Origin of the sequence: Xanthomonas sp. NCPPB 1067 (assembly GCF_020783795.1) — a bacterium.
GTDB classification, from domain to species: Bacteria; Pseudomonadota; Gammaproteobacteria; order Xanthomonadales; family Xanthomonadaceae; genus Xanthomonas; species Xanthomonas melonis.
In genome coordinates this window covers 41,725-55,690 of record NZ_JAJGQG010000019.1, presented here as the reverse complement: position 1 = coordinate 55,690, position 13,966 = coordinate 41,725, and the positions used below count along the sequence as shown (strand labels likewise).

Sequence of the window (13,966 nt, the reverse complement as noted above, 5' to 3'; positions counted from 1 at the left end):
GCGCAGGCGGCAACTGGGTGCTTGAGGCGCCCTAGACGATCCGCCGCAGCGGCCCCCCTGGCCGTGCCGGGGCGGGATGCGCGACGCCGCCGCGGCCGGTGTCGAACGCTTCGGCACCCCGCGATGCCTCCGCCGAATCGCTCCCCAGCAAGCGCGACAGCACCTGCGCGTGGGTCGCGGCCAGCGCCGGCATGCCGGACGTGCGCGGATGGGCGACCGGCACGGCCACATCCAGACCGACCTGGCCGTGTTCGATCACCACGATGCGATCGGCCAGTGCGCAGGCTTCGGCCACGTCATGGGTGACCAGCACCAGGGTGAAACCGTACTGCCGCCACAGCTGCACGATCAGTTGTTGCATCTCGATACGGGTGAGCGCGTCCAGCGCCCCCAGCGGTTCGTCCAGCAACAATAGCCGCGGCCGATGCACCAACGCGCGCGCCAGCGCCACGCGTTGCCGCTGCCCACCCGACAGCGCTGCCGGCCAGTCGCCTGCGCGCTCCCCCAGCCCGACCGCCTCCAATGCACCCTGCGCCTGCAGGCGACCGGCACGCCCCAGCCCGAGCGCCACGTTGTCGATCACGCGCTTCCACGGCAGCAGCCGCGCATCCTGGAACATCAGCCGTACCGCATCGCGCTGCGCGGCAAGCGGCGACCCATCGATCTCCACGCGACCGCCATCGGGCGCCTCCAGCCCGGCAACCACGCGCAGCAGGGTGCTCTTGCCGCAGCCACTGCGGCCGACCACCGCCACGCAGGCACCGGGCGCGATCTCCAGATCGATCCCACGCAACACCTTGGCCTGACCATAGCGCTTGCCGATACCGCGCAGGCGCAGCGGCAGACCGTTCTCGGTGGTCGTCATCGCAGCACCTGCGTGCGCCGTTGCTGCGCCGGGTGCCAGCCCAGCCACCAGGCTTCCAGCCCGCGCGCGGCCAGGTCGGCCAACTTGCCGAGCAGCGCATACAACACGATCGCCACCACCACGACATCGGTCTGCAGAAACTCGCGCGCATTCATCGCCAGATAGCCGATGCCGGAGCTGGCCGAAATGGTCTCGGCCACGATCAAGGTCAGCCACATCAGCCCCAGCGCGAAGCGCAGCCCGACCAGGATCGACGGCAGCGCGCCGGGCAGCAGCACGTCTACGAACAGCTGCGGTCCACGCAGACCGTAGTTGCGTGCCATCTCGATCAGCGCCGGATCCACGCTACGGATGCCGTGATAGGTATTGAGATAGATCGGGAAGAACGTGCCCAGCGCCACCAGGAACAGCTTGGCACCCTCGTCGATGCCGAACCACAGGATCACCAGCGGAATCAGCGCCAGATGCGGCACGTTGCGCAACATCTGCAGGCTGCTGTCGAACAGGCGCTCGGCCACGCGCGACACGCCGGTCAACAGGCCGAGCGCCAGGCCGATGCCGCCACCGATGGCCAGGCCCAGCACCGCACGCCAGCTGCTGATTGCCAGGTGCTGCCAGAGCTCGCCACTGCGCACCAGCGTGGCGGCCGCGCGCAGCACCGCGTCTGGCGCGGGCAGGATGCGCTCGGGCAGCCACCCGGTAGCCGCAGCAACCTGCCAGGCGGTGACAACCGCCAACGGCAGCACCCACGGCACCAGCCGGCCGCTCCACTGCCGCACCTTGATGCTCATGCGCACACCGGCGTGTTGCAGCGCTGCGGCGATGTCGTCGCGTGCATCACTTCCCGCCCGCCGGTGCGGCAACGCTGGCCGGCGCACGCCACACCGCCGGTGCCACCAACACGCGCTTGGGCAACAGGCGCTGTGCATAGAACAGATCGGCAGTGGCCTGCTGCGCCTTGATCACCTGCGCACTCAGCGGCTGCACGCTGGCCGGCGGGCGGTGCGCCAGGGTGCGTTCCACCACCGCAGGCGACAGCCCGCTGACCTGCGCCAACAGCTTGATGCTGCCGGCGCGGTCGCGCTCGAGCAGGCCATCAGCCTGGTTGAGCGTGCCCATCACCTGCTGCACGAACGGCCCCCAAGCCGTTGCATAGCGGCGCGAGGACAGGAAGAAACCGCCGGTCAGCCCCAGCCCCTCGCCATTGGCGAGCAGACGCGCACTGCCATCCAGCGTCAGGGCCGAATACCACGGGTCCCAGATCGCCCATGCATCCACCTGCCCGGCCGCGAATGCGGCGCGCGCATTGGCTGGCGACAGATACAGCGGCGTGATGTCGCGGATGCTCAGGCCGGCTTTGGCCAACAAACGCAGCAGCAGGTTGTGCGCGCTGGAGCCCTTCTGGAAGGCCACACGCTTACCATTCAAGTCGGCCACGCGATGCAAGGTGCTCCTTGCCGGTACCAGCACGGTTTCCGCTTTCGGCGTGGGCGGCACCCAGCCCACATACAGCAGATCCGCACCGGCCACCTGTGCGAACAACGGCGGAATATCGCCCGCACCTCCGATGTCGATGCTGCCGACGTTCAAGGCCTCCAGCAGCTGTGGACCCGCAGGAAACTCCACCCAGCTGATTCTGGTGCGCGGAAAGCGCTGTTCCAGCAGGCGATGCTGCTTGGCCAGCACCAGGCTGGACACCGCCTTCTGGTAGCCGATGCGCAGCTGCGCCGGGTCGGCGGCAGTGGCCACGTGCATCCAGACCAGGCTCAGCACCAAGACCGATGCGAGGCGTCTGGCAAAGGCGATCACGCCAGCGGTGGGCCGCCGGATGCGAACGGCGCACAGCCGCCACAGTGCGACGTTTCGGAGCGATCCCGGATGCCGTGCAGGCCAGGCACCGCCGTGTTCGCTCGCCGCTGGAACCCGATAGCGCATCGACAGCCTCCTCATTGCCAATCGGTGGACGGTTTTTCCCAGAGATTGATGCCGCCCTCGACCGCGTAACGATCGATCTCGACCAGCTCTTCCGGGCTGAACTGCAGGTTCTGCAATGCCGCCACGTTTTCGACCAACTGCTCTGGGCGGCTGGCTCCCAGCAGCGCCGAGCTCACCCGCGCATCGCGCAACACCCAGGCCAGCGCAAGCTGCGCCAGGCTCTGGCCGCGTTGGCGCGCAATGCCGTCCAGGCCGCGCGCGCGCGCAAGGTTGTCGTCGGATAGATGCTCCGGCCGCAGCGATTGCCCGCCGGGGCGATTGACCCGCGCATCGGCAGGGACGCCCTGCAGATATTTCCCGGTCAGCAAGCCCTGCGCCAGCGGCGTAAAGGCGATCACGCCGGCGCCCAGCGCGGCAGTGGTGTCCAGCAGATCCTGCTCCGGCCAGCGGTTGAACAGGTTGTAGGCCGGCTGGTGGATCAGCAGCGGCACCTTCCATTCGCGCAGCAGGCCGGCGATGTCGCGCGTGCGCGCGGACGAATACGACGACACACCCACATACAGCGCCTTGCCCTGCTGCACCGCACTGGCCAGGGCGCCTGCGGTTTCTTCCAGCGGCGTGTCCGCATCGAAGCGGTGCGAGTAGAAGATGTCCACGTAGTCCACCCCCAAGCGCTGCAGGCTCTGGTCCAGGCTGGACAACAGGTATTTGCGCGAGCTGCCGCCCTGCCCGTACGGGCCCGGCCACATATCCCAGCCGGCTTTGGTGGAGATGATCAACTCGTCGCGATACGGCTTGAAATCCTCGCGCAGCAGGCGGCCGAAGTTGATCTCCGCACTGCCATACGGCGGGCCATAGTTATTGGCCAGATCGAAGTGGGTGATGCCCAGGTCGAATGCCGTGCGCAGCAGCGCGCGCTGGGTATCGATCGGCGTGCTGTCGCCGAAGTTATGCCACAAGCCCAGCGACAGGGCAGGCAGCACCAAGCCACTGCGGCCGACGCGGCGATAGGCAATGCGGTCGTAACGATCGGGATGTGCGAGATGACTCATGACAATGGAATCCGGTAGATCAGCGTGCGCTGAAGCGATTGACGGGGCGTTGCAGCCCCAGATGATCGCGCAGTGTGCGCCCGGCATATTCACGGCGGAACAGCCCGCGCCGCTGCAGCTCCGGCACCACCTGCGTAGCCACATCGGCCAGGCCTGCGGGCAGGTGCGGCACCAGCACGTTGAAGCCATCGGCAGCCCCCTGCTCGAACCAGGCTTGCAGCTCATCGGCAATCTGGGTGGGCGTGCCGATCAGGCTGTAATGCCCGCGCCCACCGGCAATGCGCCGGCCGAGCTGGGCGATGCTCAACTGCTCCTGTCCCGCCAGCTCGGTGAACAACTGCTGGCGGCTGCGCTGTCCGGTTTCGGTCAACGGCAACTCCGGCAGCGGGCCGTCCGGCGGGTAGCCAGACAGGTCGAAGTTGCCCAGCATGCGCGACAGCAGCGCGATGCCGACCTCCGGTTCCACCAACTCCTGGAACTGTTCGAATTTTTCCTGCGCTTCGGCCTGGCTCTGCCCCACCACGATGAACACGCCGGGCAATACCTTCAGGGCATCGCGTGGCCGCCCGAACTGTTCCAGCCGCCCCTTGATGTCGGCATAGAATGCCTGCGCCTTGGCCAGGGATGATTGCGCGGTGAATACCACCTCTGCGGTCTCGGCCGCCAGCGCGCGCCCTGGCTCGGACGAGCCGGCCTGCACCAGCACCGGATGCCCTTGCGGGGCACGCGCAATGTTGAGCGGGCCACGCACCTGGAAATGCGCGCCGCGGTGGTCGAGCACATGCGCACGCGCCGGGTCGTGATGCAGGCCGGTGGCCGTGTCGGCGATGAAGGCATCATCGTCCCAGCTATCCCACAGCCCGGCCACCACCTGCTGGAACTCGCGCGCCCGCGCGTAGCGCTCGGCGTGCACGTAATGCGCGTCACGGTTGAAGTTCAGCGCCTCGTCGGCAGCATCGGAGGTGACCAGATTCCAGCCGGCGCGACCGCCGGACAGATGATCCAGCGAGGCGAACTTGCGCGCCACGTGATACGGCTCGTTGTAGCTGGTGGTCATGGTGGCGATCAGCCCGATACGCTCGCTCACCGCAGACAGCGCGCTGAGCAGGGTCAGCGGCTCGAACAGGCTGGAACGCGCCATCCGCGGCGCGATCGGCCCGCTTGCCGCAGCCAGACTGTCGGCCACGAACACCGCATCGAACCTGGCGGCTTCGGCAATGCGCACCATCTCGCGGTACTGCGCAAATTCCAGCGTCTGCGCGCTCGCCTGCGGGTGCCGCCATGCCGCCACATGGTGGCCGGTGGCCATCAGGAAGGCGCCCAGCGAAAGCTGCCTCGGCGCGCTCATCGCCGCTCACCGCAGGCCGCGGGCAGGCCGTTCTCGAACATCGATCGCAACTGGGTCGAACGCATCGTCAGAAGTCCTTGTGCAACTGCAGGCCCACATAGCGCCGGTCGTCGCGCGGCACCAGGCGATAGACATTGCCGGCGGCATTGGCCAGCAGCGGCGCGTAGGAGCGGTCGCCGAGATTGCGGCCGAGCACCGCCACCCGCCAGCCATGCGCATCGTCGGCCAGCGCGACGCTGGCATTCCAGATCGCATACGGGCCCTGGATGGTCTGCGGGGTCTGGCTGAGGTCGTACTGCACGCTGTCCTGCCAGCTCACATCGCCATTCAATTCCAGCGCCAGACTGCCGCGCAGCGGCACCCGGTAACCGGCACGTAGATTGCCCTTCCAGTCCGGCGAAAACGGCAGCGGCCGGCCATCGACACTGCAGTTGGCCGCTGCCGCTGCCGGGCATGCGAAGCGCTGGATGCGGGCCTGCGTGTAGGCCAGCGATGCCGCCAGATTCAGGCGTTCGGTGGCCCGATAGTCCAGATCCAGCTCAATGCCCCGGGTGCGCACCTGCCCTGCATTGATCAGCCGCGTCACCACCTGCCCGGCCACCGTGTCGAAGAAATTGGCCTGATAGTTGGCGTAGTCGGTGTGGAACAGCGCCAGGTTGGCGCTGAGCCGGTCGTCCAGCGCACGCGCCTTCAGGCCGAGCTCCCAGGCATTGGAGGTTTCCGGCTTCAATGCCGGCGTATCGCGCGGCTGCATGTTGAAGAACACGTTGTAGGCCGGGCCCTTGTAGCCGCGCGAGTAAGTGAGGTAGCCGGTGGTGCGCGCATCGATGTCGTACTGCAGGCCGGTACGGCCGGAAACGCCGTTTTCCGCGGTGCTGCCGCTGCTGGCGGTGGCCGGCTGGATGCCGGTGACGGCGGTTGCAGAGGTGGACACCCGCTGATGTCGATAATCCAGCGTATCGCGGGTAACGCGCGCACCCAGCAAGGCGCGCAGATCCGGACGCCAATGCCAGGTGGCCTCGCCGAACACCGCATAGGTCTGGGCACGAGTGTCGTAATCGGCCACGCCCCTGTTGCTGGCGGTCGGCGACGTCACCGTGCGCTGGTAGGTTTCTTCATTGCGCGCGTGCAGGTAGTACAGCCCGGCCACCGCTTCGACCGCACGGTCGCGCGGTGTCTCGATCCGCAGTTCCTGCGAATACTGCGTGTAACCCAGCTCGCCGCGATCATGCGAGGCCGGGAAGGCCGCACTGCGTTGCGCGGTGCGATCGCCGTCCTGCAACTGGGTGTTGTCCCATTGCCGCCACGCGCTGATCGAGGTCAGCAACGCCTCGCCGAGATGCTGATCCAGCTGCAGCGAGACGCCCTGGTTGGTGTCTTGCAGCCAGGTGCGGTAATCGCTATTGATCTGTCGGTTGTCGGCACTGGCACGCACCGGCGCAAGTGCCGTCGCGAAGTCGGCGCGTGTCGCGGCCACCACGACGCCGCTGGGCGCATCGCTGTGCGAGCGCAGATGGTCGGCGAGCAAGGTGGCACTGAAGTCCGGCGTCGGCGTCAGCTCCAGCCGCAGCCGCGCACCGGCGCGCCGGTAGCCGTTGACGGTCTGCCCGTCTGCCAGGTTGCGCACGTTGCCGCCGTACTCGCCCCACAATGCCGAGACACTGGCTTTCAGAACCTCCGGCACCAGGGCGCCGCCGACGCTGGCACGCACGCGGTCCTCGTCGCCACCGCCGAAGTGCGCGTAATCGACGTTGCCGCCAAAGACCTCGGGCGCGGGTTTGCTGACGATGTTGAGCACGCCCGCCGACGCGTTCTTGCCGAACAAGGTCCCTTGGGGTCCGCGCAGGACTTCGATGCGCTCCACATCGAGCAGATCCAGGGTGGCCTGGCCCGGACGGCCCAGCACCACGCCATCGATCACGGTCGCCACACTGGGCTCCACACCTGGCGAGGTGGAGATGGTGCCCACGCCACGCAGGAACAGCGAGGTGTCCTTGTTGGAGGCGCCGGTGCGGAAGGTCAGGCTGGGCACCAGCGCCGGCAGGTCTGCCACACTGTTGCGGTTCTCTTGCTCCAGGGTCTGCCCCTGGACCACCGATACCGCGACCGGCACCTGCTGCAAGGTGGTTTCGCGGCGGGTGGCGGTCACCTTCACCGCGCCCAGCGTCTGCGCCGCGCCCTCGGGTGCGGCAGCGGCCTCGCCCACCTCGTCGGCGAGGGCCGGTGCGCATGCCAGCGCAAGGCTCCACGCCAGCAACTGTGGTCTTCCTGGCAACCTCGATGCAGAAGCGCTCCTCGCGGGGAGCCGGTGTCGCACGGGCATGTAGTTCCTTCGTCCGGCTGTCATGGATGTTCGATGCGCAATGTCGCTCTCGCAACGGCGGTGCGTGGCCAGCGTGCGGCATGCGGCCAGCAAGCCATCTCGACCGCAATGGCGCCCAGGCATGCTGTTTGTCGGCGTCGCGAGCGTCAAATAACCAATGTTTGGATGCTTATTCACTCGGACGCGGTGCGCCCGGCATGCGTCTCGCCTCGAGCGCTGCCTCGCCCGGGCTGCGCAGGCCGCAACGAACGGCGATAATGCCCGGATGGATTCGCCCAAACCCTGGTATCTCTATCTGCTGCTGTGCCGCAACGGTAGCTATTACGCCGGGATCACCAACGACCTGGAGCGGCGCTTCCAGGCGCACGTAAACGGTAGCGGTGCGCGCTACACGCGCTGCAACCCGCCGCTGCAAGTTCTAGCCAGCCATCCCTATCCGGATCGGGCCAGTGCCTCTCGTGCCGAATACGCACTCAAGCGGCAGCCGCGTGCGCGCAAGCTGGACTGGCTGCTGTCGCAAACGCACGGCGTTGCCGGGTCACGGCCCGCTGACGCTTCGATCACGTCCATCTAGCCCTGCGTTTCCTACGCTGCAGCCCCACTGAACCCGGAGCAGCGCATGCACTATCAGCTCTATTACTGGACCGGTCTGCAAGGGCGTGGCGAATTCGTCCGCCTGGCCCTGGAAGACGCGGGTGCCGTTTACACCGATGTCGCGCGCGTCGAGGGCGACGATGTCATGAGCGGTTTCCTCGAAGGCCGGCAAGCCGGCGCACAGCCGTTCGCCCCACCCTTCCTGCGCGCAGGCGACATAGTCGTGGCACAGGTCGCCGCCATCCTGCATTTTCTTGGGCCCCGGCTGCAGCTGGTCCCCGACGACGACGCGCGGCGCCTGCAGGCGCTGCAGTTGCAAATGACCATTGCCGATCTGGTGGCCGAAGTGCACGACACCCACCATCCGATCGCGTCGGGGCTGTACTACGAAGACCAGAAAGCCGAAGCGGCCAGGCGCGCCGAGGATCTGCGCGACAACCGGCTGCCCAAATTCCTCGGCTATTTCGAGCAGGTGGTGCAACAGGCCGGCGGGCAGACCGCGCTGGGTGAGCACTCCTATGTCGATCTGTCGCTGTTCCAGCTGCTCAGCGGACTGGATTACATGTTTCCGCAGAGGATGGCGACGCTGTCGAAAGACCTGCCGGGCCTGCGTGGCGTGCAGCAGCGTGTGGCAGCGCGCCCGCGCATTGCCGCCTACCTCGCCTCCGAACGGCGTGTGGCATTCAACACCAATGGCATCTTCCGGCATTACCCGGAGCTGGATGCCGCCTAGGCTACGGCATCAATGCAGCCAGCCGCTACGGCCGAGCCGGGCCGGCCGTAGCGGCTGCCAGCGCGCCGGATTCGCGCACCTGCGCTCATGCGAAGTCACAGCTCTGGTCTGCGCAACGCACGCGACACGGTGACCCGCGCAGCGGCACATGCGAGGACGGCGGCGCAAGCACGCCGCCCATCGCACACCGGCACGCGGCGCCGGGCTCCGCGCGCCGCTTCAGCGCGTCTGCAACAAGGCCTTGCGGATGTGTCGCAGCTGCGTCTTCACGCGCGACGCCTGCTCCGGCCCCAGCCGCACGATGGCTTTCTGCCCCACCGACAATCCTTCCAGCGCCGGGTCCACGAAGCGATAGCGGCCACGCGCGTCGCGTACCACGGCGATGGGGTGTTGCGGGCCGGGTGTCCGCAACAGATGATCGATCACATCCACCACGCGGTCGTTGAAGTAACGATCCGGCGCGCCCAGGTTCGCGTACGCCTGCTGGAACAGGGGATAGAAACGCACATAGCTGCGCACCAACGCCTGCGCATCCACGCGGGTGAACGCAGCCACATAAGGTGCGTAGCGACGTGCGTTGGCATCGTCGATGGTAGTACGGTCGGCAGCAGCCACGACCTGTAGCTCACCCGGCACCGGTTGCAGTACCGATGCACGGCGGCTGATGCTGGGCTGGGTGAGGTTGTCGATCATCACGACCACACGTTCGATCAGATGCGGCCGCAACACGAGGGACAGCGCGGTATCGTCCTGCAGCAGATCCAGCAGCGCCTGCCAGGCCGCGTCATCGCTCTGGGCCAAGCCGGGAATCGCCGCATCGGCCGCATCGGGAGACGGCATCTGGACCGGATGCCGCGGCCCGGCAGGCGCTGGCGACGGCGGTGCGGCCGCAGTCGCCACCGCGTCGGCGGTTCGGTTGAGGGGCGCAGGCGATGCGCCCGATGGCGCGCGCGGCCCGCTGAACAGCCACCAGGCAGCCCCGGCGATCAATGGCACCGCCAACAGCCACGGCCAGCGTGAAGGCTTGGTTTGCATCATGGAACTCCTGACATCGACAACATCAGGGTGTGACCACGGGAGATCGTGGTGGTTCCATCGATGTGGCGCCATCGCGCACTCGTCGCTTGCAGGGTGCGACCCTACACGTCGCTTTGCCGAGTCAAAGCGCGCGTATCGCGCGCAACTCATTTCACCGGAGCATGCCTCGCGGAAGCATCACTCCACCGAACATGCCATCGGCCAGACGCTCGCGCGAATGCGCCGTTCACGCCACCACGCAGCGCCAGCGCCGTCAACCAGACACAGGCGCTGCGCTCCACGCTCAATTGGCGAAATTCAGCCGCGCATTCACCCATGCCGCCACGATGACGGCCGCCACCTGTTCGGCCTGGCGCGCAGGCAGCCGCTTTTCGCGCACCAGCCATGCGGCGGTGTCGCGACGCACTTGCGGCAGCAGCGCGCGCGCTGCCTTGCGATCTGCGGCAGGCCAGTCGCTCTCTTCGCCGTGCCAGGCTGCAATCGCCTGGTCCGGATCATCCCCATACCGTTCACGCAAGGCTGGCTGCAGATACAGCAGCGGCGATACCGCAGCGCGCAGTGCGATGACGCTCCACTCGGCGTAGCTGAAATAGCGAATGGTCCCGGCCTGCTTGCCCAGCGCCTCGATCAGCGGTTCGAATTCCTTGTCCAGCTGCGCCCAGCTGGCCAGCGCGAACAGCACTCCCGGCGGCTCGCACACCGGTGCGAACGCGTCCCGGGTGGAGCCGTACAGCGGCCCGAATGCCTCATACGCCGGCTCGCCCACCGCCGCGAAGACGAAGCAGTGCACATAGCCGCGCGTTCCGCTGCGATCCTGCTCGATCCACATGCGCAGCAGCATGAGCACTTTTTTCGGATCCTGGGCATTGGCACCGGCAGCGGCATCGTCGAGCAGCGATGCCGCGAACGCGTCGACACGGCGCAAGGCCGTGTGCGCACGTTCGAAGCGCGCAGTCGCCTGCGCCGCCTCCACGCCGGCGGCCGGGACGAACCGATGCAGGTATGCCAGCCACGCCGAGGCCAGCGGTGCGTCGTAAGCCTGCAATTGACGCGCAGCTTCGGCAGCAGCGACGGGAATCCGCGCGATGATGCGGTCCAGTGCCTGTTGCTGGGCAATGAGCACCTTGTCCAGTGCATCGCGACGGGCGGTGAGGCTGCGCGTCAGGCAGTCGTCTGGCCTGGCCTGCTGCGTGCAGGTGTTGCGCTGCTGCAGCCAGGCGCGCTGCTGCTCGCGCACGCCGGCCACCGCGTGACGCGGCACGGTCTGCAGCAACGCCTGATAGGTCTCATGCAGTTGCTCGTCCAGCAGTCCGAGCGCTTTCACCGCGCACAGGCGCTTTTCCACCGGCGTGCCTGCCTGCTTGCAGTCGAACGAGGCCGCCCAGGCGCCGCTGGCCGCAAGTCCCACCGCACCGCCCACCAACCAGCGAACCACGCGCGATGCGGAACTCACTGCACGGCGTCCTTGCGCGCCGGCAACAGCGACAACAGCAGCAAGGTCGCCGCCAGCGCGACATAGGCGCCGACGAACTGCCAGCTGATCACCCGCGCCAGCCCCTGCAGCGACCATGGCAGATAGATGCCGCCACGCGGATCCACCGAGTGGATCAGGCCGAACAGGGTCAACCCGGCCGCCACCAGCAGGAACACTGCGCCGCGCCGCAGGCGGCCATCGATCATCGCCGCCACCGTGGCGATCCACAGCATCGCGGTGATGATGAAGCCGTTGCCCAGCGCGAAGATCACTGCCAGCTCGGGCAGACCGTGGCCGTCCACCTGCGTGGTCAGGGCCACCAATTGCTCCTGCGCCATCCAGCCCGGCGCCTTGATGGTCAGCAGATACGCCACCGATGGCAGAAAACCCAACACCATGGCGCCGGCATGCTGCCTGGGGGTGGCCTGGAACGCCTGGGTGGTGATGTCGATCGACACGTAGACGATGATCGGCGCCAGCACCGCCAGCGGCAGCCATTGCACCAGACCGCTGATGATGCCGAGCATGCCGCCGATGCCGACGAACAGCCCGGTCAACAGGGTGTAGCCCGAGCGCGCGCCCATGTGCTTGTACGCAGGCTGGCCGATGTAGGGCGTGGTCTGCGCCACGCCGCCGCAGACGCCGGCCACCAGCGTGGCGAGGGCCTCCACCAGCAGGATGTCGCGGGTGCGGTAATCGTCGCCGGCCGCGCGTGCGCTCTCGCTGACATTGATGCCGCCCACCACCATCAGCAGCCCGAAGGGCAACAGCAATGGCAGGTAGGCCACCGTCGACGGCAGCCCGTCGATGAAGCCCAGGTTCGGCAGCGGCAGCACGATCTGCGGCGCGGTCCAGGCCGGCACCGCGAAGCCCGGTGCGCCCAGCCCGGCCAGTCCGAGTCCGTAGTAGAGGGCGGTTCCGATCAGAAAGGCCACCAGCACGCCCGGCAGTTTGGTCGGCAAGCGCCCCTTGGCCAACAGCACGTACAGCAGCAGGCCGAGGGTGACGAAACCGGCCACCGGCGAGCGCAGGGTCTCCAGCAACGGCAGCAGCCCCATCAGCACCAGCGCGATGCCGGCGATCGAGCCGAGCAAGGCCGCACGCGGCAGCGCGCGCGTCACCGCCTCGCCCACGAATGACAGCACCAGCTTGAGCAGGCCCATCACCACCAGCGCGGCCATGCCGAGCTTCCAGGTGGCGATCGCTGCCGCCTGCACGTCCAGCCCCTGCGCCTTGAAGCCGGCAAAGGCCGGCCCCAACACCAACAGCGCCATGCCGATGCTGGTGGGCGCGTCCAGGCCCAACGGCATCGCAGTGACGTCATCGCGCCCGGTGCGCGCGGCCAGCCGCCGCGCCATCAAGGTGTAAAGCAGGTTGCCCACCAGCACGCCGAACGCGGTGCCGGGAAACATCCGTCCGAACACTACCTCGGCGGGAAATCCATAGATTCCCACCAGCGCCATCGCAATGAAGCCGAGGATGGAAAGATTGTCGACCACCAGGCCGAAGAAGCCATTGAGATCGCCAGCGACAAACCAGCGCGGCGCAGCCGCAGGACGCGAAGAAGGAGCCGACATGAGAACCGGGAGGCATGGGGGTCGGGCGATGGTAGCCGCTGCCTCCCAGGCGCGACAGCGCTGCGGTGGATCAGAGCATGCCGCCACCGCCACGCTGACACCGGCCGCCTGCCGTGGCGACCGGCCAGCACGGCATCACGGTATCGCCTCATCGGCGCCTATCCGGTCGTCGATCACGGCATGGCGGGCGCTGCGATAACGCACTTGCACCCGCGACTGGTCCAGGTTCACGTCCAGCGCCTGCAGGCGATCGCCCTTGATCAGATAGCGCCGCGTGGTCGCCCATGCGGAACGCCCGCAGAAAGCGGCCCAGGCGACATCCGCCGATCGCAGCCGACGACATCCCATGCTCAGGCAGCGCCGCTGGCCTGCCGGTCTTCACGCCGACACTGCCGCTCAGAACGACACCTCTACCGCCTGCCGCGACCACAGCACCGACTGGTGCCCGGTGGCCTGCTTCCACGCCAGCCGGATCGCCTCGATGTCGTTGCGCCGCTGCGGGGTGTCTTCGTGCAGGATCACCAGCACCTTGGTGCCGAGCCGGTTCGGCTGTTTGGCACCGCGGAACAGCCACTGGCCGTAGGCGTCGAACACGGTCAGCCCGTCCGGAAAGCGCGGCGTCACTTCCTTGTCCAGGAAGGCGCGCCACTGCGCCTCGCCGATGGTGCGGGTCTGCGGGCGGTCGGCCGGGCCGGTTTCCTCGCCTACCCCGAAGTACAGCTCGCTGCGCACCCAACCGTGCGCCGCAGCCGGCCGCGCCGCATCGCCCTGCAGGCTGGCGGTGGTCGAGGCCGGTGCACTGGCGGGCGTGGTGGCGCAGGCACTCAGCGCCAGCATGGCAGCAAGCAGGCAGGACGGCAGCAATTTCATCGACTTCTCCACAACAGGTTCGGGGGCGGGCTCATGCGCGCCCGGCATCAGCTGATGCCGGCGTGCGCACTGTGACATCTCGCACGGGCCTGAACAACGCGATAATATCTCTCCATCCGGATGAATGTGGACAATTCCATCCCTTTGCGCGCCACCC

At 67.6% G+C, this 13,966-nt stretch carries 13 protein-coding genes; 2 read left to right on the top strand and 11 right to left on the bottom strand.

Annotated elements, in window-relative coordinates; all coding sequences use genetic code 11:
• Window positions 1–31: 31 nt before the first annotated feature.
• The 6 genes from LL962_RS14515 to LL962_RS14490 form a co-directional block, all read right to left on the bottom strand.
• Entirely contained in the window at window positions 32–865 is an 834-nt protein-coding gene (locus tag LL962_RS14515; RefSeq protein WP_228317419.1) for an ATP-binding cassette domain-containing protein, read from the bottom strand.
• Window positions 862–1,656 carry an aliphatic sulfonate ABC transporter permease SsuC gene (gene ssuC / locus LL962_RS14510; protein WP_104586839.1) on the bottom strand — a complete coding sequence of 265 codons (795 nt, stop codon included), beginning with the start codon at window positions 1,654–1,656 and terminating at the stop codon, window positions 862–864. Before ssuC ends, LL962_RS14515 begins: the two co-directional genes overlap by 4 nt.
• Window positions 1,657–1,702: 46 nt before the next feature.
• Window positions 1,703–2,620, bottom strand: a complete 918-nt coding sequence (locus tag LL962_RS14505) for an aliphatic sulfonate ABC transporter substrate-binding protein (protein ID WP_441004873.1) — start codon at window positions 2,618–2,620, stop codon at window positions 1,703–1,705.
• Between the two features lie 191 nt (window positions 2,621–2,811).
• Complete coding sequence (gene mgrA / locus LL962_RS14500; protein ID WP_228317417.1) at window positions 2,812–3,852, bottom strand: L-glyceraldehyde 3-phosphate reductase; 1,041 nt, start codon at window positions 3,850–3,852, stop codon at window positions 2,812–2,814.
• Window positions 3,853–3,871: 19 nt separating this feature from the next.
• Window positions 3,872–5,200 carry an LLM class flavin-dependent oxidoreductase gene (locus tag LL962_RS14495; protein ID WP_228317416.1) on the bottom strand — a complete coding sequence of 443 codons (1,329 nt, stop codon included), beginning with the start codon at window positions 5,198–5,200 and terminating at the stop codon, window positions 3,872–3,874.
• Window positions 5,201–5,267: 67 nt separating this feature from the next.
• Window positions 5,268–7,523, bottom strand: coding sequence for a TonB-dependent receptor (locus LL962_RS14490; RefSeq protein ID WP_228317415.1), 2,256 nt, complete (start codon window positions 7,521–7,523; stop codon window positions 5,268–5,270).
• Window positions 7,524–7,788: 265 nt separating this feature from the next.
• Between LL962_RS14490 and LL962_RS14485 the strand changes: the two genes are divergently transcribed.
• Both LL962_RS14485 and LL962_RS14480 read left to right on the top strand, forming a co-directional pair.
• Window positions 7,789–8,097, top strand: coding sequence for a GIY-YIG nuclease family protein (locus LL962_RS14485; RefSeq protein WP_228317414.1), 309 nt, complete (start codon window positions 7,789–7,791; stop codon window positions 8,095–8,097).
• A 45-nt stretch (window positions 8,098–8,142) separates the two neighbouring features.
• Window positions 8,143–8,850: a glutathione S-transferase gene (locus tag LL962_RS14480; RefSeq protein WP_228317413.1), complete on the top strand. Its 708-nt coding sequence runs from the start codon at window positions 8,143–8,145 to the stop codon at window positions 8,848–8,850.
• Between the two features lie 219 nt (window positions 8,851–9,069).
• Here the strand turns inward: LL962_RS14480 and LL962_RS14475 are convergent, their stop codons facing one another.
• The 5 genes from LL962_RS14475 to LL962_RS14455 all read right to left on the bottom strand — a co-directional run bounded on the left by LL962_RS14475 (window position 9,070) and on the right by LL962_RS14455 (window position 13,809).
• On the bottom strand, window positions 9,070–9,885 hold the full coding sequence (locus tag LL962_RS14475) for a DUF3014 domain-containing protein (protein WP_228317412.1): 816 nt from the start codon (window positions 9,883–9,885) through the stop codon (window positions 9,070–9,072).
• Between the two features lie 286 nt (window positions 9,886–10,171).
• Window positions 10,172–11,341, bottom strand: coding sequence for a lysozyme inhibitor LprI family protein (locus LL962_RS14470; protein WP_228317411.1), 1,170 nt, complete (start codon window positions 11,339–11,341; stop codon window positions 10,172–10,174).
• Entirely contained in the window at window positions 11,338–12,939 is a 1,602-nt protein-coding gene (locus LL962_RS14465; RefSeq protein ID WP_228317410.1) for a hypothetical protein, read from the bottom strand. The genes LL962_RS14470 and LL962_RS14465 overlap by 4 nt, the downstream gene beginning before the upstream one ends.
• A gap of 135 nt (window positions 12,940–13,074) precedes the next feature.
• The gene (locus LL962_RS14460; protein ID WP_228317409.1) at window positions 13,075–13,287 is read right to left on the bottom strand and encodes a hypothetical protein; all 213 of its coding nucleotides are present in this window, start codon (window positions 13,285–13,287) and stop codon (window positions 13,075–13,077) included.
• A gap of 48 nt (window positions 13,288–13,335) precedes the next feature.
• Window positions 13,336–13,809, bottom strand: a complete 474-nt coding sequence (locus LL962_RS14455) for a DUF3574 domain-containing protein (RefSeq protein ID WP_228317408.1) — start codon at window positions 13,807–13,809, stop codon at window positions 13,336–13,338.
• Between the last annotated feature and the right edge of the window lie 157 nt (window positions 13,810–13,966).

Coding starts and splice junctions, on each gene's coding strand:
- LL962_RS14515 (WP_228317419.1), bottom strand. CDS start 865: ATGACGACCACCGAGAACGGTCTGCCGCTGCGCCTGCGCGGTATCGGC.
- ssuC (WP_104586839.1), bottom strand. CDS start 1,656: ATGAGCATCAAGGTGCGGCAGTGGAGCGGCCGGCTGGTGCCGTGGGTG.
- LL962_RS14505 (WP_441004873.1), bottom strand. CDS start 2,620: ATGCACGTGGCCACTGCCGCCGACCCGGCGCAGCTGCGCATCGGCTAC.
- mgrA (WP_228317417.1), bottom strand. CDS start 3,852: ATGAGTCATCTCGCACATCCCGATCGTTACGACCGCATTGCCTATCGC.
- LL962_RS14495 (WP_228317416.1), bottom strand. CDS start 5,200: ATGAGCGCGCCGAGGCAGCTTTCGCTGGGCGCCTTCCTGATGGCCACC.
- LL962_RS14490 (WP_228317415.1), bottom strand. CDS start 7,523: ATGCCCGTGCGACACCGGCTCCCCGCGAGGAGCGCTTCTGCATCGAGG.
- LL962_RS14485 (WP_228317414.1), top strand. CDS start 7,789: ATGGATTCGCCCAAACCCTGGTATCTCTATCTGCTGCTGTGCCGCAAC.
- LL962_RS14480 (WP_228317413.1), top strand. CDS start 8,143: ATGCACTATCAGCTCTATTACTGGACCGGTCTGCAAGGGCGTGGCGAA.
- LL962_RS14475 (WP_228317412.1), bottom strand. CDS start 9,885: ATGCAAACCAAGCCTTCACGCTGGCCGTGGCTGTTGGCGGTGCCATTG.
- LL962_RS14465 (WP_228317410.1), bottom strand. CDS start 12,939: ATGTCGGCTCCTTCTTCGCGTCCTGCGGCTGCGCCGCGCTGGTTTGTC.
- LL962_RS14460 (WP_228317409.1), bottom strand. CDS start 13,287: ATGGGATGTCGTCGGCTGCGATCGGCGGATGTCGCCTGGGCCGCTTTC.
- LL962_RS14455 (WP_228317408.1), bottom strand. CDS start 13,809: ATGAAATTGCTGCCGTCCTGCCTGCTTGCTGCCATGCTGGCGCTGAGT.